The sequence below is a fragment of the Polaromonas jejuensis NBRC 106434 genome (assembly GCF_001598235.1).
GTDB classification, from domain to species: Bacteria; Pseudomonadota; Gammaproteobacteria; order Burkholderiales; family Burkholderiaceae_C; genus Polaromonas; species Polaromonas jejuensis.
Map to the genome: position 1 here is coordinate 369,093 of NZ_BCYO01000002.1, position 19,533 is coordinate 388,625.

A 19,533-nucleotide genomic window follows, 5' to 3' on the forward strand; every position below is an offset into this window, starting at 1 on the left:
CATATATGGCTACCGCTAAACCCAAGAAAAAGAACCCCCGCCTCGCGTCGGGCCGTAAACGCGTCCGCCAGGACGTCAAACTCAACGCCGCGAACACCTCGCTGCGCTCCAAATACCGCACCGCTGTGAAAAACGTCGAAAAAGCCGTTGCAGCTGGTGACAAAGACAAGGCCAAGGACTTGTTCGCCAAGGCCCAGAGCATTGTGGACACGGTTGCCGACAAGGGCATCTTCCACAAGAACAAGGCAGCGCGCGACAAGAGCCGCCTGTCCGCCAAGGTGAAAGCCCTGGCACTCGCCGCCCCAAAGGCCGCCTAAGCAATTAGGCAAACCGCCCGGACTGCCTCTTAAAAAATCCAGTCCGCCGTTTTGTAGGGTGCGCTGCAAGCAAAGCAAAAAAGCCGTCGAAAGACGGCTTTTTTGTTTTGCGGGTCTCCATCAATTGAGTTTCGCACGCGAGCGCATGACACCCGTCACCGTCCACTCGTCATGGAATCGAGCAGGACGCCCCACCCCGAGGCCGCGCCCGCCGCGCTACCCGGGATGGATCTGCCACGCATCAAGGCAGCAATTCGAACTTCAGTTCGGACAGCGGCGTCACTTTTTCTTCACGCACCATTTTGTACTCGGTGTTCGGGCCCAGCCATTTCGCCCAGAGTTTGTCGATCTCGCCGGATTTGTCCATCGCCATCAGCGCCGCGTTGACCTTGGCCAGCAGAACCGGCTCATCCTTCTTCATGCCGACGCCAATCGGCTGCAGCGCCATCGGTTCCTTGACTATCTTCAGCTCAGTGCCAGCCGTTTTGGACTGATTGACCAGCTTGATGATGGTCATGGTGTTCGCCACCATGCCTACCGACTTGTTCTGCTGCACCGCCATGTAGGCAGAGCCCGTGTCCACGAAGGTGACGGGTTCGGAGCCATTGAGTTTGATTGACAGCTCCGAGGTCGAACCCTTGGTGGAACTGATGCGCTTGCCCTTGAAGTCTGCCTTGGTGGTGCCGGGGTCCGAAGCCTTGACCGCCAGCATTTCCTTGGCGACGTAATAGGGGTCGCTGAACTGGATCTGCTCGCCACGGCTCTTGGTATAGGCCAGGTTCGCGATGGTCACATCCACGCGGCCGAGCTTGACCTCAGGCACACGAGCCTCGACCGACAAGGGCGTGATGGTGACGGCCACGCCCAGCTGCTTGGCCAGGGCATGACACATATCGACATCGAAGCCCACCATTTCCCGGGTCTTCGGATCGGGCGCGGCGAACGGCGGCACGTCGGCGAAAGTGCCGCACTTGAGCTCTTTGCGCTGGCTGATGTCCTGCCATTGGTCCGCATGGGCCAGCAGAGACAGTGCGGACAGGCAGCAGCCGATGGCTGTAAGGCGGAATGCAGTGGGGATCGACATGGTGAACTCCTTAAAGAGACTGACAAGGGATGGGAGGGGAAACTCTGGTGCGCTCGACAACTCAATGAGCGCGCAAATCAGACAGAAAACGTTGCGCGCGGGGGTGCTCGGGACGGGTGAAAAAAGCCTTGGGATCGGCCTTCTCGATAATCCGGCCCGCGTCCATGAACCAGACGCGGTCGGCCACCTCTCGCGCAAAATTCATTTCGTGAGTGACGCACATCATGGTCATGCCTTCATTGGCCAGGCTGCGCATGACTGCGAGCACTTCGCCCACCATTTCGGGGTCAAGCGCCGAGGTGGGTTCGTCAAACAGCATGGCGGGCGGCTCCATCGCCAGCGCACGGGCAATCGCCACGCGCTGCTGCTGGCCACCAGAGAGCTGCAGCGGATAGGCCCCCGCCTTGTCCGCCAGGCCCACCCGCTCAAGCAGTTGCATGGCCCTGGCTTTGGCATCGGCACGCTTGACGCCGAGCACACGCATGGGCGACAGCATGATGTTCTCCAATGCCGAAAGATGCGGGAACAGGTTGAAGCTCTGGAATACGAAACCGATGCGGCCACGCAAGCGGTTGAGTTCCGTGCTGCTCATGGGCGCATGAACGTCATGGCCGTCAAACAACAGTTGGCCGGACTGGATCTCTTCAAGCCGGTTGACGGTGCGGATCAATGTGGACTTGCCCGAACCGGACGGGCCGCACACCACCACCACCTCGCCCTTTTTTACCTCGGCGTTGATGTCATTCAGGGCATGGTAGTTCCCATACCACTTGTTGATGTTGGAAAACTTAATCACGGTTTCTCCTCTATTCGGACGTGCAGCTCAAGGCTCGGCCACCAGGGTCACAGGGTTGAGCGCCGCTTGGGCTGGTTGAAGCACTGGGGTGCCCAGACGCTTGCGGACGATGTGCCTCTCCAGCCATTGCGCCAGTTGCGTCAGGCTGAAACAGACGACGTAGTAGGTCATCGCCAGAATGAAGAACACCTGGAATGGCTTGGTCAGCAACTGGTTGTTGATCTGGTTGGCGGCGAAGGTCATCTCCTGCACATTGATGACGTAGCCCAGCGTGGTTTCCTTGATGGTGGAGATGAACTGGCTGAGCATGCTGGGCAGCATGTTGAAAAGAGCCTGCGGCAGTATCACGGACCACATGGCGCCCAGATAGCTGTGGCCCAGTGCGCGCGCCGCCTCCATCTGCCCCTTGGGCAGTGCCTGGATGCCGGCTCGCACCACTTCTGACAAAAAGGCACTCTCATAAATCACCAGCGTGCACAGCATGGTCGTGAACCCGGAGACGTTGCGGCCGATCGCCAGCGGCACCAGGAAATAGACCCACAGGATGATCATGAGCAGCGGCACGCCGCGCGCCACGTAGACCAGCCCGGTGGCTGGCCAGCGCAGCAGCATCCAGGGGGACAAGCGCGCCAGCGCCAGCAGCACCGAAAGCGGAAAGGCCAGCACCATGCCCAGAATGGACAGGATCAATGTGCAAACGATGCCGCCCAGCGGGCCATTGGGGTACTGACCGACCAGCAGCAGCAGCCAGTTGTCGCGCAGAATTTGATAAACGTCGATCAACATGGCTTACCTCACTCCGACAATGCTGTAGCGTCGACCCAGCCAGGCACCGACCACCATGATCACGAGGGAAACCGCCAGGTACACCAAGGTGGCGATAAGGTAGGCCTCGAAGGTGCGAAAACTCTGGCTCTCGACCTCCTTGACAGCGTGCGTCAACTCGGCCACACCGATGGCCATGGCCAGGCTGCTGTTCTTGAACAGCGAAACGCTGTGGCTCACCAGGGGCGGCATGGCATTGCGCACGGCCTGCGGCAGGATCACGTAGCGCATGGAGCCGATGTAGCCGTGGCCCAGCGCGCGTGCAGCCTCGGTTTGCCCAGCGGGAATCGCCCGCAGGCCCGAACGCAGGTCTTCGCTGAAGTAGGCAGCCTGGCACAAGCCCAGCGCCACAACTGACAGGATCGCCTCGGCATTGTTATTGGACAGCCAGGTCTGCAAGACGTCGGGCAGAAGGCTGAAAATACCGAAATACCACAGCATCAGTTGCACCAGCGTCGGCACATTGAAGTGATAGGACACATAGACCGCCACCAGTCGCTGGGCGGCCCGGCTGGGGGCCAGCCGGACGACCAGCAACACCAGCGCCAGCGTCATCGCCAGCAGCCAGGAGCCTGCTGCGATTTTCAGCGTCATCTGCAAACCGTGGACCAGCATCGCACCGAATTCGGTGTTCAGCAGGATCGCCATTAGATTGAAATCTTTCATGCCGGTGTCTCTAGCTTACTGTCGTGATGCTGGGTGGCGTGCAGGACGGGCTGTTCAGGCCTGCGCTTGTCCGGGGCGCGCGGTGGACAAGCCGCCCGGCACCTGCAGCGTGGGCGTGATCTCCATGTGCCCCACGTTCACCGCGATCGGCGCCGCAATGGCAAAGGCAATGGCATTCGCGATGTCCTCGGCCTGCGGCAGCTCGAAGCCTTCGACGAAGCGCTCGTAGGTTTCCTTCGAGTCGCCGTGCACGTGGGCGAAGATGTCGGTGGCCACGCGGCCGGGACAAATCTCGGTCACGCGCACACGCTTGCCGAACACGTCGATGCGCAGCTGGCGCGACAGCATGCTCACGGCCGCCTTGGTCGCGTGGTAGGTGGAGTTTCCGCCGAAGTTGTAGGCTCCAGCGATCGAACTGATGTTGACCACATGGCCGCGGTCGCGCGCCACCATGCCCGGCAGAACCAGGCGGCACAGGTGCAGTATCGCGCGCAGGTTCACGTCCAGCAGCAGGTCGATACCGGCGGCGTCTGCCTTGAGGATGGAACCCGGGCGATCCACACCGGCGCTGTTGACGAGGACGTCGAACTGCACCTCCTGCGTCAGCCGCGTGATGCCCTCCAGGTCGCTCACGTCGATGGCCTGCGGAATGCAGCCGGTGCGCGCTGCCAACTCCGCCAGCTTGTCGGCACTGCGTGCCAGGGCATGCACTTGCAGCCCCTCCCGGCACAGGCGTTCGACGACGGCGGCGCCGATGCCGGAAGAGGCTCCCGTGACCAACGCGGTCTTGTAATCAGAAAATGGCATTTTGTATCTTTCCTTGCGGTTCACCATCCGCTGATTCCACACGGAAGAAATCGTGTGGAACAGCACTTGCAACTTACTGTATCGGGCCTCAAACCGTCGCGCCAAGACGGATTGGCTGTGAAGCGATAAGCCACTCTTATGTCGCCCTGCATCTGTGCATATGCCAGGCTGCAAGCACCAAAGGCGTGCTGCTGCATCGTCCAATCCATCAGGCCATCTGCCGTGAAATCGGCACGATGCGCCCGATCGACTCAACCACGCCGCGCACGGTGCGGGCCAGTTCCACGGCGCCCGGGGTATCGCCGTGCAGCAGGATGGACTGCACGCGCATCGGGATCTTCTTGCCGCTGTAGCTGGTCACCGTGCCCTCTTCGAGCAGCTGCCTTACGCGCGCCAGCACCGCCTGGCGGTCATGGATAACGGAGTCCGGCAGTTTGCGCGGCACCAGCAGTCCCTCGTCATCGCAGGCCCGATCGGCCAGAAAGGTTGTGGCCACACGCAGACCGCAGCGCGCGGCCGCCCCTTCGATGGCACGGCTGGCCGAGGAGCTGATGATGAGCCCGGCGTCAAAGTCCGCCACGGCGCGCACCAACGGTTCGGCCAGCGCGGCATCGGCCGCGGCCATGTTGCCCAGCGCCCCGTGAAAGCTCATATGGGTCATGCGGTGCCCCGCCACCTGGGCCATGCCTGCCAGCGCGGCAAGTTGATACGTGACGTAGGTGACCAGCTCCCGGGTGTCGATCTGCATCGGCCGCCGGCCAAAGCCCAGCAGGTCGGGGAAGCCCACATGCGCGCCCACGTCCACCCCGCGCGCCTTGGCCATGCGTACCGTGCGGTCCATGATGACCGGGTCGCCGGCGTGAAAACCGCAGGCCACGTTGGCCGACGACAGGATGTCCAGCAGCGCCTCGTCCTCCCCCATGCGCCAGGGGCCGAAGCCTTCTCCCAGATCGGCGTTCAGATCGATATCCATGGTCTTGTGTCCTTAGCGGTCGGTAGGAGGGGGCATCGATGGATGCAGTTCGACAAGGGCGGTGCCATAGCCCACCAGGCTGCCATGCGCCGCCAGCATCGAGGCCACAACCCCCGCCTGTGGAGCGGCGACGGGTAGCAGCAGTGCGCCGATCTGCAGCAGTCCCACCGTCTGCCCGGCCTGCACCCCGGCGCCGGGGGGTGCCAGCGGTGCCCCGCGCAGAGGATGGTGGTGCAGGAATACGCCGACCGATGACGCCACCGCCGGCGGTGTGGCAGTTGCTTTCGAAGCGGCAACAGGGGCTGGCACCGATGCCTCTGCATTGCCCTGCAGCTCTTCCAGCACGTCGTTTTCTGGCATGGCGCCGTCGCGCCGCAGACGAACGTGCCCCTGCGGCGTGCGCAGTTCCAGCAAGCCGATGTCGGTGTCGGCCAGCCACGCGGCCAGCTGTTGAAGGTCCGGAATCATCATGGGTCAGTTCCTGCCACGTTGCCAGCGGTGAAGGCCGGCCAGCCGGCGCACCTCGTCCAGCCAGCCTTGCAACTCATGCAAGGCGGCCACAGCGTCATCCCAGGTGGTTTCGATGAAGCGCACCCGGCTGCCGATGGGGGCCTGGCCCAGTCGCCAAAGATCGGCCTCGATCACCGTACCGAATTTGGGATAGCCCCCCGAAGGCTGGGCATCGCGCATCTGGATGATGGGTTGGCCGCCGGGCGGCACCTGAATCACGCCAGGCACGATGCCGTGCGAGCGCATTTCCGTCGACCGGATGGGCGTCAGGGTTTCGCCCGCCAGCCGATAGCCGTAACGGTCGCTTTGCGGGGTGATCTTCCATTCACCGTCCCAGAATGCCGCGCGCGAGGCTTCCTGGTAAGACAGATACTCGGCCGCGGGCAGCACCCGCATGGCGGCCGCCCCGTCCACTTGCAGCGGCAAGGCCAGCGCGGGAGGAACCAGTCCGAAGCCGGTCGGGCATGTGCTCGTGCCCGGCGCGGCGGCGCGCAGCAGATCGCCTTGCCGCAAGGCACGCCCGTCATGCCCCCCGAAAGCACCGCGCAGCTGGGTGCTCCGCGAGCCCAGCACCTCGGGTACATCCACGCCGCCGGCCAGGCACAAGTAAGCACGGCTGGCACGCCAGGTGCCAGCCGGCTGTGGCGGCCCCAGGGTCAACACCTGCCCGGCACGCGCCTGATGCGCCCACCAGGGCAGAAGGGACTGGTCGTCCAGCCGCGCCGCGCAGTCTGCGCCAGTGAGGGCAAACGCGCAGTCTTCGGCAAAACGCACTGCAAACGGGAAAACCGGAACTTCGACGGCTGCGGCATTGGCATCGTTGCCCAGAAGCAGGTTGCCCGCGGCCAGCGCCAGCGGATCCATGGCACCGGCGGTGCCAACGCCCCAGCGCAGGCTGCCCGTGCGGCCCAGGTCCTGTACCGTCGACAGTGCCGTGGAGGAAAGAACTTCGATCATCGAATAATGCCCTCGACACAAAAACGGATCATGTCTCCCGGCCGCAACACGGCCGGCGGATCTTGCGACGGGTCAAAAAAAGACATGACGGTGCTGCCTATGGTGTTCCATCCGCTCGGGCCGGCGGAGGCCGATACGCCGGTTTGCCCGCCGCCGATGGAGACAGCACCGCCTGGAATGCTGAGCACCGGCACCTTGCGCCGGGGCGTGGCGATGCGCGGATCCATGCCGCCCAGATAGCAATAGCCGGGGTGGCTGCCCAGCGCGTACACCGGGTAGAGCGGTGCGCTGTGCAGCGCAACGATTTCGTCCACACTCAGGCCGGTGTGCGCCACCACGTCGGTCATGTGCGGACCGCCCTCGCCGCCGTAGACCACAGGCAGCTCAATCACGCGGCCTTCCAGCGGCAGCGGCTGGACGGCCTCCCAGGCCGACAGCAGGCGGTCTTGCAGACCGGCCAGTTGCGCCTGATCACGCGGCGGGCGGGCAAAGGTCAGCATCAGGTTGTTCATGCCGGGAACCGCCTCGCGCACCTCTGGCCAGTCCTGAACCTCGTGCGCCAGCGCCCAGATGCGCTGCTGCGGCGCCAGATCCAGCGCGCCGGGGGCTTCGAACAGCAACGCGGTCGTGCCCAGCAGGCTGATGGAGGGATGCTGTGCGCTCACCGCAATAGGAGATGCCTTCATGCCGCACTCCTTGCCTGCAGCCAGCGCTCCAGGTGGTGGATGTCGACGCCGCCCTCGGCAAAGCCTGCGTCGCGCAGGATATCGCGGTGCAGCGGCAGGTTGGTCGCGATGCCCTCGACCTGCATCTCGGACAGCGCCAGGCGCATGCGCGCCAACGCGTCCTCGCGTGAGGTGCCATGCACAATGAGCTTGGCAATCATGGAGTCGTAGTACGGCGGCACACGGTAGCCCGCACTGGCATGGGAATCCACCCGCACGCCGAAGCCGCCGGGCACCTGCCAGCCGGTGATGCGCCCCGGCGCGGGAACGAATGTTTCAGGGTTCTCGGCGTTGATGCGGCATTCCAGCGCGTGGCCCTGGCAGGCCACATCGGCCTGCTTCAACGCCAGTCGCTCGCCGCGCGCCACGCGAATCTGCTGCTGCACGATGTCGATGCCGGTGGTCATTTCGGTCACGGGGTGCTCTACCTGAAGCCGCGTGTTCATCTCGATGAAATAAAAGGCGCCTTTTTCGTACAGGAATTCGAAGGTGCCGACGCCGCAGTAGCCGATCTGCCGGCAGGCCCCGGCACAGCGCTCACCCACCTCGGCGATCAGCGCAGGGTCGATGCCCGACGCAGGCGCCTCCTCCAGCACCTTTTGATGGCGGCGCTGCAGCGAGCAGTCGCGGCTGCCCAGCCACAGCGCGTTGCCGTGGCTGTCCGCCAGCACCTGGATCTCGACGTGACGCGGATGAAGCAGGAATTTCTCAATGTAGACCTCCGGGTTGCCAAAGGCCCGGCGCGCCTCCTCGCGGGTAAGCGCCAGCGCGTCAAGCAGCGCCCCCTCCTCCTGCACCACGCGCATGCCACGCCCGCCACCGCCGCCGGCAGCCTTGATGATCACGGGGTAGCCGATCTCGCTCGCGATGGCGCGAACGGCGTCCGCCTCCTCGGGCAGCGCTCCGTCTGGCCCCGGGACGCAAGGAACGCCGGACTCGCGCATCGCGCGCTTGGCCGCCACCTTGTCGCCCATGGTGCGAATACAAGCGGCGCTGGGGCCGATGAAGGTGAGGCCGGCCTGCTCGACGCGTTCGGCAAAGCCGGCGTTCTCCGACAGGAATCCATAGCCCGGGTGAATGGCCTGCGCGCCGCTGACTTCTGCAGCGAACAGGATGGCGGCTTGATTCAGGTAACTCTGCCCCGGCGAGGCCGGGCCTATGCACAGCGCCTGGTCAGCCTGACGCACGTAAACAGCGTCGCGATCGGCCTCGGAATGCACCGCGACAGTGCGCAGGCCCAAGCCACGGCAGGCACGCTGGATACGCAAAGCGATTTCGCCCCGATTGGCGATCAGTACCGTGTCAAACATGACTGTCCTCTGCACCATGACCACTTGCGCTGCCGAAGCGGAACAGCGGCTGTCCGGCCTCAACCTCCTGCCCGGAGCTGACCAGTACGTCCTGCACGGTGACGTCTTGCTCGGCACGGACTTCGTTGAAGACCTTCATGGCTTCGATCACGCACAGTATTTGACCGGCCTTGACGGCCTGGCCAGCTGTCACGAATGGCGACTCGTCAGGCGAGGGCCGAAGGTGGACGACACCATAAAGCGGCGCTGCGAGCTCAGTCGGCGACACAGTTGACGAGGCTGCGGCAAAGGCGGCCGCAGACGAGGGAGCCGAGCTGGATGCCGGGGCGACTGCCGGAAACCTTGCCGCATCGGCGCCCCCCCCGCTTCGGGGTGCAGCCGCCAGCGCGGACCGCTTTACCAGCCGCAAGGTCTCGCCATTGTGGCTGTACTCCAGTTCGGACAGGTCCGATGCCGCCAGCGCGTCGATAAGCGCCTTGATCTGTTGCTGGTCCATGTCTGCCTATTCACCTCCGGGACCGGGATCCCTCTGCTGTCGGCATGCTCCGCGAACATGTACCGGCAAGTTGAAAGGTAACGGGCAATGCACCGCAAAGCCAAGACGGAATGGCTGTGAGGCAATAAGGGGGGCTTATGACGGCGCGTGGAGGTCAGGCGCCACCGTTGTCACGCCGACACTACCCGCCAGGTCGGCCACGAGTTCCAGCAGAATGTCCTTGACGGCCTGCGCCGGCTCGGACAAGGGCAGGTGGTCCGACTGGCACAACGCCAGCGGTGCCTCGATCACCGGCTCCACAATGCGGCATTGCCAGGCACCGCAAGCGGCCACCACCTCACGCGCCATCGAGGCCGGCAGGATGGTGGCCCCCAGCCCGTCGGCGATGACCGCCGTGAGCGTGAAGGCCGATTCGATCTCGGCCACCACGCGCGGGGCCAAGCCCGGGCCCAGGCCCATGAACGCCTCGTTGACGAGCTTGCGAACGATGTTGTAGGGGCGCGGCAAGAACAGTTCCATGTCGCGCAGGTCGCTCAGACGCACCGGTTCCGCCGGTATCGGCATGGAAGCCGGCCCGACCAGGAACAGGGGCTCCTTGAGCAGCGGCAGGAACGACAAGCCATGAATGGCCTTGTCGCCGTAGAGCACGGCCAGGTCCATCCGGCCATTCATGATCAGTTCGGACAGCGTTATGCCGTAGTTTTCATTCAGGTAGAGCAACACGCCGGGGTGGCGCGCCCGCACCGTGCGCAGCAAAGGCAGCGCCAATGCCGAGGCAGCGGTGCCCGGCGCCAACCCCACCGAGACCTGGCCTGAAAGGCCACGTCCCGCGGCTTGCATGTCCGCCAGGGCCTGATCACACTGGCGCAGGATGATTTGCGCATGGCGGTACAGCACCTTGCCCGCCTCGGTCGGCGTGACGCCGCGCTTGGTGCGCACAAGCAGTTGCTGGCGGACCTCTCCTTCCAGCGTGGCAAGCTGTTGGCTCAAGGCCGGTTGGGCAATGTAGAGCACTTCGGCGGCCTGGGTCAGGCTGCCGATGTCCACGATCTTCACAAAATATTTGAGTCGTCGGAGGTTCATACCTCTCCTCGTAAGCAAATGTTAAGCCTACCACCGCCTCAGGTGTGCGCGCCAGAGTGCAAACCCCGAACCCATCCTGTTCGGCCATGACGACCGCAACGGCGCACCATAAGCTCCACCTATTGAACCAGACCAAACTCATCTTGGCGACATCGCCTGCCTGCGCGTACCGTTACGTCTGCCCGCTCTTTCCTCTTTCTCTACTGCCCAAAGGAAACCACCGTGACCAGCTCCCGTATCGCCGCCCGCGTGCGCCGCATCAAACCATCGCCCAGCACGTCCGCCGCCGACCGTGCCAACGAACTGCGCCGCCAGGGCAAATCGATCGTTAACCTGGTCGTGGGCGAGCCCGACTTCGACACCCCCGCGCACATCCGCCAGGCCGCCACAGCGGCGATGGACCGGGGCGAAACGCGCTACACGCTGATGGCCGGCACGGTGGCGTTGCGCCAGGCCATCGCCGCCAAGCTTGAGCGCGAAAACGGGCTCACGTACGCACTGAACGAGATCATCGCCACCAGCGGCGCCAAAAGCGCGATCTACAGCGCGTTTGCGATCACGCTGGAGCCGGGCGACGAAGTCATCGTGCCCGCGCCGTACTGGGTGTCGTATCCCGACATGGTGCTGGCCTGCGACGGCACGCCCGTGACCGTGGCCTGCCCCGAGGAAAACGGCTTCAAGATCACGCCCGAACAGCTGGCCGCCGCCATCACGCCGAAGACCCGCTGGCTGCTGATCAACTCGCCGAGCAACCCGACCGGCGCGAGCTACACCACGGACGAGTACCGCGCGCTGGCCAAGGTGCTGGCCAAACACCCGCAGGTGCTGGTAATGACCGACGACATCTACGAGCACATCCGCTTCGACGGCCAGATCACGCCGCACTTCCTGCAGGCCGCGCCCGAGCTGCGCGATCGCACGCTGGCGATCAACGGCGTTTCCAAGACTTACGCCATGACCGGCTGGCGCATCGGCTGGGTGGCCGGCCCGCGCGACCTGGTGCAGGCGCTGGACACGCTGCTGTCGCAGTCCACCGGCAACTGCTGCTCGATCAGCCAGGCGGCCGCCGCGGCCGCGCTGAACGGCGACCAGAGCTTCGTAACCGAGAGCGTGGCGGTCTACAAGCAGCGACGCGACGCGACACTCGCGCGCATCAACGCGATCCCCGGCCTGAGCTGCCGCGTACCCGACGGCGCCTTCTACCTCTACATCAACTGCGGCGGCCTGATCGGCAAGACCACACCCGAGGGCAAAGTGCTGAACGAAGACGGCGACGTGGTGATGTACCTGCTGGAAAGCGTCGGCGTGGCCGTCGTCGCCGGCACGGCGTACGGCCTGTCGCCGTACTTCCGCATGTCGATCGCGACCTCGATCGACACCCTGGAAGAAGGCTGCGCGCGCATCGCCCGCGCGGTCGCAGCACTGCGCTGAGCAGCACCCGCAACACCAGCGACTCAAGGACCACCATGACCACCTACAAAGCCCTCCGCAAGAACCCTTCGGCCACGCAGGCCGGCCCGCAAATCATTGCCGCGCTGCGCGACATCCCCGTGGCCGCGCTCAGCGACAACATGCACCGCAACATCGGCACCGCGGGCCTGCACCCCTACCACCGCCCCGTCGCCCAGACCATGGCCGGCACGGCCGTCACGGCGCGCTCGCGCGGCGGTGACAACCTGACCTATCTGCGTGCCCTCGAGTTCTGCCGCCCCGGCGACGTGCTGGTGATCGATGCCGGCGGCGACCTCAACAACGCCGTGGTCGGCGGCATCCTGTCGTTCTACGCCGCCAGCATCGGCATCGTCGGCGTGGTCGTCGACGGCGCGATCCGCGACGTGGCCGAGATCCGCGAGCGCGAGTTCCCGGTCTACGCGCGCGGCATCACCCACCGCGGCCCCTACAAGGACGGCCCGGGCGAAATCAACGTGCCCATATCCGTGGGTGGCATGGTGGTCAACCCCGGCGACATCGTGGTCGGCGACCAGGACGGCCTGCTGGCCATCCCGCAGGAAGGCGTCGAGCAGTTGATAGAGAAGGCGCGCGCCCACCTGGACGCGGAAGCGCAAACCATTCGCGCGATGAAGGAAGGCCGCTGGGACCGCACCTTCATCGACGCGCTGGAAGCACGCTGCAACAATTAAGCCTAAGAGCCGCAAGGCTCAAACGCACAGGCGGCCTGAACCGCGGCTATAAGCCTGCGCTATCCGTCTAGACAAAAGACCTCTTTGCCTCGCCGCGGGCGGGTCGTTAAGGTTGCACTCACCTGAGTTTCCAAGGAATCCACGTGAGTTCGACAAGAATTTCTGCGCGCATGCGCCGCATCAAGCCCTCGCCCAGCAGTGCCGCTGCGGACCGCTTTGCCGAACTGCGGCGCCAGGGCCAGGACATCATCAACCTCGCCATCGGCGAACCCGACTTCGATACGCCGGCGCACATCCGGCAGGCCGCCGGCGCGGCCATCGAGCGCGGCGAGACGCGCTACACGCCAGTAGCCGGCACGCTGGCACTGCGCCAGGCCATCCTACGGCCTGCCGTTCGCCGCCGCGTGCGCACGCTCTCGGATCGGGCCGACGAACAGGCGCACGTGAATTTCACCGCCTTTGTCGGCGAGGTGGCCAGCCACTATGCCGGGGCCATCCTGCGTGGCTGGCTTGTCGCTTCAGACCTGGGCGACCGCTGCGCTTTCCATGTCGCGATGCGATTTATCCCATGCGGACAGCCGACCCCTGCCCTGTCTCGAAGGACCGTCAGCCGTGAGGCAGTTGCTCACGACGGTCAGCGCATCCGGCACGCTGGCTTGAAGGGCGCGGGGCTCGGCAGCGGCAGAGACGAAGCGGTCGCCCGAGATCGGCAGGCCGCATCGTGCGTCGGGTGGGCGTGGACATTGACGCACAGGCCCCGGTGGAGCGGCAATAGATGCATTTCCAATGCCCCGTTCGCAGATGCGTATGCAATATTTTTATAGCTGAACATTAATTATGTATTGGCGAAATTTCCATCGCGCTAGTAACTTTCTAACTCTCCACCGGTGAAGATGACCATCATGAAGGAAGCTATGACAACATTAAAGGTGACCGCGAATGGGGCAACCATCCCGGCTATTGGGTTCGGCACGTTCCGGATGAAAGGCGACGACGTCACCCGTATGGTCCGTCACGCACTGTCAGTCGGCTACCGTCACATCGACACCGCTCAAATCTATGGAAACGAATCCGAGGTGGGCGAGGGGCTGGTGGCCTCGGGCTTGCCGCGGTCGGACGTGTTCCTCACGACCAAGGTATGGGTCGCCAATTTCAAATACGACGATTTCCTGCGCTCGGTGGATGAAAGCCTGGAGAAACTGCGCACGGACTATGTGGACCTTCTACTGCTGCATTGGCCGAAGGTTGACGAGGTCCCTTTGGCCGAGCAGATCAGCGCGCTTAATGAGGTACGCAAACGGGGCAAGGTCCGAAACATCGGCGTGAGCAACTACACCACCGCTCTGCTACGCGACGCGCTGGCCCTCTCCAGCGCGCCGCTGGTCACCAACCAGGTCGAGTATCACCCCTATCTCGATCAGTCGGCGGTGCTGGATGTCGCCCGCAAGGCGGGCATGATCGTCACCGCCTACTATGCGATGGCGGACGGCAAGGTGATCGGCGATCCTGTCATCAAGGAGATTGCCGGGCGTCACGGCAAGACCGAAGCGCAGATCGTGCTGCGCTGGCTGATTCAGCAGGATCAGGTAATTGCGCTGTCAAAAACTCTGAGCGAGGAGCGTGCAACCAGCAACATCGACATTTTCGATGTCGAGTTGTCGTCAGAAGAGATGGCTGCCATCCACGGGTTGGCGAAGACGGATGGACGTCTTCTCAGCCCGGACTGGCTCGCCCCGGTCTGGGATGCCGGTCCCGCCAAGCAATCAATATAAATACAAATGTAAATACATTAAAGGAGACGGAGTATGTCCAACTCACTATCGAGCTATCAGTTGAACCGGCGCAACTTGCTGGCGGCATCGACCGCCGTGCTCGCTCTGCCCTATATGGTGGTGCGCGCCGCCGCAAAACCGAAGATTACCGTGATTTCGCAATGGAGCGCAGGCAGCGATGGGGCGGCCATCACCGCGCTCGGCAAGCTGTTCGAGCAGGCCGGCGGCGACTGGACGCACAATCCGGTGCCCGGCTTTACCACGGCCATGATGAACAAGCTGCGGGCGCAGATACTGGCAGGCGATCCGCCGGCAGCAAGCCAACTGAAGGGGCCGGAGATTGCGGCCTGGTCAAAGATCGCACCGACCGTCAATCTGGACGCCATCGTGGCCGCCTCTGGCTACGAGAAGGTTGTCGTCCCCGAGTTGGCCAGACTGCACAAGCCCGCCGGCCACTGGATCGCCTTGCCGCTCCAGGTCTACCGTATGAATACGCTGTGGGTGTCGAAGAAGGCGATGGACAAAGTCGGTGCGACGGCCTTGCCTAAGACCTGGGCCGAGTTCAACGCGCTGGCGGCGAAGATGAAGGCAGCCGGGATTCAGCCGCTGATCAACGGCGGCCTCCCTTATGACAACGCGATGATCTGGGAAACCTGTCTGGCCGGCATCAGCCCGGCGAGCTATCGCAAGGCGATCATGGAACTGGACGACGCTGCACTGCGCGGACCCGAGGTGCTGGCCGCATTCCAGCAAGCCCGCAGGCTCAGCGAGTGGATGGATCCGAATGTCGGCAACCAGCATTATTCCGTATATATCCCCAAGTTCATGGCAGGCGATGGCGGCATGCTGCTGACAGGCGGCGCGGTGCAGGGCGTATTCCGTGCTGCCGGCTACCAGCTCAGCGATTACCTGGTCGGGCCGGGGCCGCAGGACAATGGCAATCAGGGCTTCACGCTGAACGCCGACTCCTTCATTTTCTGGAAGCGCAAAGAGTCGGAGTTCCTGGCCGGTCAGGAGTTGATGGCGAAGGTGTTGATGAGCAAGGAGACGCAGAAGACGTTCTCGGGCATCACCGGTTCCGTGCCGGCCCGCACCGACATCGATCTCTCCGACCCTGCCTTCACCCCCCAGCAGCGCGAGACCGCAGCGGCGATGGCGGCTTCGATGAAGACAGGGCAAGTGGTGCTGAGCCTGGCGCATAACCTGGCCCAGCCGAGTCAGGTGACGGCAGCGATGATCGATGTGCTGACCGAGTTCATCCACAACAAGGACATCACACCAAAACAGGGGCAAGACCATCTGGTTGCCGCTGTTGCCGGCGTGCGGTCATGATACGGGACCGGCTGCTGCCATATCTCGTCATATGGCCGCCGCTGCTGGTCGGCATTGTCCATGTGGTCGGCTTCACGCTGTATACCGTATGGCTGTCGTTTACGCCATCAACGCTGGTGCCGCAAGTCGGCTGGATCGGCTTGCGCAACTACAAGGCCATACTGGGTACGCGCAACTGGGAGATTGCGGCCCATAACATGGTGGTATACGGCGTCTGCTTCCTGCTGCTGACCACCGCACTCGGGCTGCTGCTGGCGATTCTGATCGACCAGAAGATCCGCGGCGAAAACGCGTTGCGGGCAATCTTTCTTTATCCGCTTGCGGTGTCGTTCGTGGTCACCGGCGTGGTCTGGGGCTGGCTGCTCAATCCTGGCCTGGGGATACAGAAGCTGGTCAACGATATCGGCTGGCTCGGCTTTCGCTTTGACTGGCTGATAGACCGCAACCGCGCCATCTATACCATCGTGATTGCCGGCGCGTGGCAGGCGTCCGGGTTTGCGATGGCGCTGTTTCTGGCCGGCTTGCGGTCGGTGGATGCCGATCTGATGAAAGCGGCCCAGATCGACGGCGCCGGACCCTGGCGCACCTATCGCCGGGTGGTGCTGCCGAGCATCTGGCCGATCTTCGTGGCCGTGTTCGTGGTCCTGCTGCAATTTGCCGTCAAGACCTTCGATCTCGCTATGGCGCTGACCGGCGGCGGTCCGGGGATCGCCACGATGCTGCCGTCCATCGTTGTCTACGATTTCATGTTTCAGCGCGGTGTGCTTGGCGGCGGATCGGCGGCGGCGGTGCTGATGCTGTTGTATCTGATGGCGGTGCTGATTCCTTACGCATTGTTCAAACGCTGGCGGCAGATGCAGGGGAGGCGGCATGGCTGACTTGCTTGAAACATCCGCGTCTTCCATCACACACCTGCCTGAGAAGACCGGCCTGCAGGTCAAGTGGAGCCGACTGGCGGTTTACGCGGTACTGCTCGGCTTCGCAGCCGCCTATCTCACACCGTTGGTGGTGGTGATCCTCAATTCGGTGCGCAGCGCGCAGGACATCGGACAGAACGGCGTGATCAACCTGCCGAAAACGCTCGAACTGCACAATTTCGTTGCCGCCTGGGGGGAGTTCTGCATTGCCCAGCATTGCTCCGGTATTCGGCCATACATGCTGAACTCGCTGATGATGGCGATACCGGCGACGATTCTGTCAACCCTGCTGGGCGCGGCTTGCGGTTATTCCATCGCGCTGTGGCGCTTTCGCGGCGACACCTGGGTATTCGGCGTTCTCACGCTGGGCGTGTTTTTGCCCGAGCAGATGAAACTGGTGCCGTGGGTTCTGGTGCTGCGTGAACTCGGACTGAGCAACACGATCGCCGGCCTGGTGCTGGTGCACGTGGTGCAGGGCATCAGCTTCGCCACGCTGTTCTGCCGCAACTACTACGTCAACATTCCGCAGGAACTGATGAAGGCGGCGAAGATCGACGGCGCAGGCTATTTCCGGATTTTCTGGCGCATCGTTCTGCCGCTGTCGCCGCCGATCCTGATTGTGACCATCATCTGGCAATTCACCGGCATCTGGAATGAGTACCTTTACGGCGTGGTATTCACCTCGGGCGAGAATCAGCCGATCACCGCTGCATTGATCGCGCTGGCGGCGGGCGTGTCCGAGGCGCCGCAATACGGGATACAAAGCGCCGCCGTGCTGCTGGCGGCCGCGCCGACGCTGCTGGTCTATCTGGTCGGCGGCAAGTACTTCATGCGCGGCCTGACGGCTGGAGCAGTCAAATAGAAATGAACAGGAGACATCGATGGCTGCTATGACAATCAGTGATTTGCATAAGCGCTTCGGGCCGGTGAACGTGCTCAAGGGCATCAATCTGGAAATCGCCGACGGCGAGTTTATCGTGCTGGTGGGACCGTCCGGCTGCGGCAAGTCGACGCTGCTCAATATCATCGCGGGACTGGAGCACCAGAGCGACGGCACGGTCGAAATCGGCGGACGGCGGATGAACGGCGTGGCGCCCAAAGATCGCGACATCGCCATGGTGTTCCAGTCCTACGCTTTGTACCCGACAATGACGGTGCGCGAGAACATGTCCTTTGGCATGGAGTGCCGCGGCGTGGCGAGGGCACAGCAAGGAGAAGCAGTGACGCGGGTGGCGCGCCTGCTGCAGATTGAACCCTTGCTGGACCGTAAACCGGGCCAACTGTCCGGCGGCCAGCGCCAGCGGGTGGCGATGGGGCGCGCGCTGGTGCGTGACCCGGTGCTGTTCCTGTTCGATGAGCCGCTGTCCAATCTGGACGCCAAGCTGCGCGTGGAGATGCGCTGGGAAATCAAGCAATTGCATGCGCGGATCGGTTCTACAATCGTCTATGTCACCCACGACCAGATCGAGGCGATGACTATGGCGACCCGGATCGCGGTGATGCATCAGGGCGAGGTGCAGCAGTTCGCCGATCCCGATACGCTCTACAACCGCCCGGCCAATCTGTTTGTCGCGCGCTTCATGGGAGCGCCGCCGATGAACACATTTACCGCTCGTCTGACGCAACGCGATGGTGCGGCGGTCGCCTTGATTGGTGCTGGCCTGCCGGAGGAGATCGCCGTGTCCATCGCGCCGGGGGCGGCGCGGGACTATATGGAGCGGGACGTCATCGTCGGCATCCGCCCGGAATGCATCGGCGAGCGCAACCGCCGGTTCGGCGACCATCCGCAGGCCAGCCAGCACATCACGGCGAAAGTGGAGATGATCGAACCGACTGGAGCCGAGACCATCGTGCTGCTGCGCCTGGGTGGGCAGTCTGGGCTGGGGCGGGTGGCGCCGGATATCCGTCTGGTTCCCGACCAGATGGCGGAGTTCGCGCTCGATGTGAGGAACATCTGCCTGTTCGACCCCGTTACGGAACGCCTGATTGCATGAACTCTTCCGGCTGTCCCGATAATCCCGACCAGCTTGCAGGCACGGGCACCTTTGGGTCAGCGGTACTCGCTCAAACGTGGCAGCGCCGTCGTCGATATACATCAGGCCCGGCGCGCCCGTGACCTGGATAACATGTTCCTTAGAGTTCTACATGCCCCCCAGTTTGCCAAGCATTCAATGCGTTATGGAGTGAAGGTAAAGATTGACCTCAGGCTTTCAGCAACCCAGGACGCCTCCCGCAAAGATGTCGGTCATGCACGGAACATGGCGCACGCTTCAGTGAAGCTCGTCAAGCAGCGCCTTGGCCTCCTGCAGGTCAGCGGTGTCGAAGCCTTCAGTGAACCAGCCGTAGGTCTCGGCCAACATCTGGCGGGAGTCTCCCGGCTTGCCCTGCTGCCACCACAGCCGGCTTAAGGCCATCACCGCGCGCAGCTCCAGCGATCGGGCGCTCTGCTGGCGGGCGATCGCGATCGCCTTCAGGAAGCAGGCTTTGGCTTCGTCCCGGCCGCCCACGTCCTCTGCCTCGCGGCTCGGCTGCAGCAGCGTCAACTCCCCCTTGAGCCGATACAGCTCCGCCTCGTACGCGCGCTCTTGCGTTCGGTCCACCATGGCCAGCGCCTCGGCAAGCGTCTTCAGCCCTGCCTCGGTTTGCCCCGCACTCCCGTAGGCTTCGGCCAGTAGCGCCAGGAAATGCGGCCGCCAAATCTCCGCCCCGGTGGCCCTGTAGGCGCTCAAACCCTGTTGCATCCTTTCGATGCCTTCTGCTGCGCGTCCCTGCTGGGACAGCGTCCAGCCCGAGAGGATGGTTCCGTAAGCCAACCAGAACGG

The 19,533-nt window shown here is 63.6% G+C and carries 21 protein-coding genes and 1 pseudogene; 9 read left to right on the plus strand and 13 right to left on the minus strand.

The window, feature by feature from the left end; all coding sequences use genetic code 11:
• The first annotated feature begins 5 nt into the window (after positions 1 to 5).
• Positions 6 to 317 carry a 30S ribosomal protein S20 gene (rpsT, locus tag PJE01S_RS04245; RefSeq protein ID WP_068831874.1) on the plus strand — a complete coding sequence of 104 codons (312 nt, stop codon included), beginning with the start codon at positions 6 to 8 and terminating at the stop codon, positions 315 to 317.
• A gap of 241 nt (positions 318 to 558) precedes the next feature.
• Here the strand turns inward: rpsT and PJE01S_RS04250 are convergent, their stop codons facing one another.
• The 12 genes from PJE01S_RS04250 to nac all read right to left on the minus strand — a co-directional run bounded on the left by PJE01S_RS04250 (position 559) and on the right by nac (position 10,549).
• Positions 559 to 1,401 (minus strand): ABC transporter substrate-binding protein, encoded by an 843-nt coding sequence (locus PJE01S_RS04250; protein WP_068831875.1) that lies wholly within the window; start codon positions 1,399 to 1,401, stop codon positions 559 to 561.
• Between the two features lie 61 nt (positions 1,402 to 1,462).
• Complete coding sequence (locus PJE01S_RS04255; RefSeq protein ID WP_068831876.1) at positions 1,463 to 2,197, minus strand: amino acid ABC transporter ATP-binding protein; 735 nt, start codon at positions 2,195 to 2,197, stop codon at positions 1,463 to 1,465.
• 27 nt (positions 2,198 to 2,224) lie between these two features.
• A complete protein-coding gene (locus PJE01S_RS04260) occupies positions 2,225 to 2,983 on the minus strand; it encodes an amino acid ABC transporter permease (protein WP_068831877.1) in 759 nt (252 codons plus the stop codon).
• 3 nt (positions 2,984 to 2,986) lie between these two features.
• On the minus strand, positions 2,987 to 3,688 hold the full coding sequence (locus tag PJE01S_RS04265) for an amino acid ABC transporter permease (protein WP_068831878.1): 702 nt from the start codon (positions 3,686 to 3,688) through the stop codon (positions 2,987 to 2,989).
• A gap of 54 nt (positions 3,689 to 3,742) precedes the next feature.
• On the minus strand, positions 3,743 to 4,495 hold the full coding sequence (locus PJE01S_RS04270) for an SDR family oxidoreductase (protein ID WP_068831956.1): 753 nt from the start codon (positions 4,493 to 4,495) through the stop codon (positions 3,743 to 3,745).
• 208 nt (positions 4,496 to 4,703) lie between these two features.
• A complete protein-coding gene (locus PJE01S_RS04275) occupies positions 4,704 to 5,468 on the minus strand; it encodes a LamB/YcsF family protein (protein WP_068831879.1) in 765 nt (254 codons plus the stop codon).
• 12 nt (positions 5,469 to 5,480) lie between these two features.
• On the minus strand, positions 5,481 to 5,939 hold the full coding sequence (locus PJE01S_RS04280; RefSeq protein ID WP_068831880.1) for an acetyl-CoA carboxylase biotin carboxyl carrier protein: 459 nt from the start codon (positions 5,937 to 5,939) through the stop codon (positions 5,481 to 5,483).
• Positions 5,940 to 5,942: 3 nt separating this feature from the next.
• On the minus strand, positions 5,943 to 6,935 hold the full coding sequence (locus PJE01S_RS04285) for a 5-oxoprolinase subunit C family protein (RefSeq protein WP_068831881.1): 993 nt from the start codon (positions 6,933 to 6,935) through the stop codon (positions 5,943 to 5,945).
• Positions 6,932 to 7,621 carry a 5-oxoprolinase subunit PxpB gene (gene pxpB, locus PJE01S_RS04290; protein WP_068831882.1) on the minus strand — a complete coding sequence of 230 codons (690 nt, stop codon included), beginning with the start codon at positions 7,619 to 7,621 and terminating at the stop codon, positions 6,932 to 6,934. The genes PJE01S_RS04285 and pxpB overlap by 4 nt, the downstream gene beginning before the upstream one ends.
• Positions 7,618 to 8,970, minus strand: a complete 1,353-nt coding sequence (gene accC / locus PJE01S_RS04295) for an acetyl-CoA carboxylase biotin carboxylase subunit (protein ID WP_068831883.1) — start codon at positions 8,968 to 8,970, stop codon at positions 7,618 to 7,620. The genes pxpB and accC overlap by 4 nt, the downstream gene beginning before the upstream one ends.
• The gene (accB, locus tag PJE01S_RS04300; protein ID WP_068831884.1) at positions 8,963 to 9,466 is read right to left on the minus strand and encodes an acetyl-CoA carboxylase biotin carboxyl carrier protein; all 504 of its coding nucleotides are present in this window, start codon (positions 9,464 to 9,466) and stop codon (positions 8,963 to 8,965) included. The genes accC and accB overlap by 8 nt, the downstream gene beginning before the upstream one ends.
• Before the next feature lie 135 nt (positions 9,467 to 9,601).
• The gene (nac, locus tag PJE01S_RS04305) at positions 9,602 to 10,549 is read right to left on the minus strand and encodes a nitrogen assimilation transcriptional regulator NAC (RefSeq protein WP_068831885.1); all 948 of its coding nucleotides are present in this window, start codon (positions 10,547 to 10,549) and stop codon (positions 9,602 to 9,604) included.
• 222 nt (positions 10,550 to 10,771) lie between these two features.
• Between nac and PJE01S_RS04310 the strand changes: the two genes are divergently transcribed.
• The 8 genes and pseudogenes from PJE01S_RS04310 (at position 10,772) to PJE01S_RS04345 (ending at position 18,705) form a co-directional block, all read left to right on the plus strand.
• Complete coding sequence (locus PJE01S_RS04310) at positions 10,772 to 11,980, plus strand: aspartate transaminase (RefSeq protein ID WP_068831886.1); 1,209 nt, start codon at positions 10,772 to 10,774, stop codon at positions 11,978 to 11,980.
• 35 nt (positions 11,981 to 12,015) lie between these two features.
• On the plus strand, positions 12,016 to 12,690 hold the full coding sequence (locus PJE01S_RS04315) for an RraA family protein (RefSeq protein WP_068831887.1): 675 nt from the start codon (positions 12,016 to 12,018) through the stop codon (positions 12,688 to 12,690).
• A 170-nt stretch (positions 12,691 to 12,860) separates the two neighbouring features.
• A pseudogene (locus PJE01S_RS24315) lies at positions 12,861 to 13,088 on the plus strand (aminotransferase class I/II-fold pyridoxal phosphate-dependent enzyme); the annotation flags it as partial.
• A gap of 495 nt (positions 13,089 to 13,583) precedes the next feature.
• Positions 13,584 to 14,462 (plus strand): aldo/keto reductase, encoded by an 879-nt coding sequence (locus tag PJE01S_RS04325; RefSeq protein WP_218017492.1) that lies wholly within the window; start codon positions 13,584 to 13,586, stop codon positions 14,460 to 14,462.
• Positions 14,463 to 14,495: 33 nt separating this feature from the next.
• Positions 14,496 to 15,794 carry an ABC transporter substrate-binding protein gene (locus PJE01S_RS04330; protein ID WP_068831890.1) on the plus strand — a complete coding sequence of 433 codons (1,299 nt, stop codon included), beginning with the start codon at positions 14,496 to 14,498 and terminating at the stop codon, positions 15,792 to 15,794.
• Positions 15,791 to 16,672 (plus strand): carbohydrate ABC transporter permease, encoded by an 882-nt coding sequence (locus PJE01S_RS04335; protein ID WP_068831891.1) that lies wholly within the window; start codon positions 15,791 to 15,793, stop codon positions 16,670 to 16,672. Before PJE01S_RS04330 ends, PJE01S_RS04335 begins: the two co-directional genes overlap by 4 nt.
• Entirely contained in the window at positions 16,665 to 17,573 is a 909-nt protein-coding gene (locus PJE01S_RS04340) for a carbohydrate ABC transporter permease (protein ID WP_157090217.1), read from the plus strand. Before PJE01S_RS04335 ends, PJE01S_RS04340 begins: the two co-directional genes overlap by 8 nt.
• 19 nt (positions 17,574 to 17,592) lie before the next feature.
• Positions 17,593 to 18,705 carry an ABC transporter ATP-binding protein gene (locus PJE01S_RS04345; RefSeq protein ID WP_068831892.1) on the plus strand — a complete coding sequence of 371 codons (1,113 nt, stop codon included), beginning with the start codon at positions 17,593 to 17,595 and terminating at the stop codon, positions 18,703 to 18,705.
• A gap of 276 nt (positions 18,706 to 18,981) precedes the next feature.
• On the opposite strand, the gene PJE01S_RS04350 is transcribed toward PJE01S_RS04345, so the two are convergent.
• Entirely contained in the window at positions 18,982 to 19,524 is a 543-nt protein-coding gene (locus PJE01S_RS04350) for a hypothetical protein (RefSeq protein WP_169804355.1), read from the minus strand.
• Positions 19,525 to 19,533: the final 9 nt, after the last annotated feature.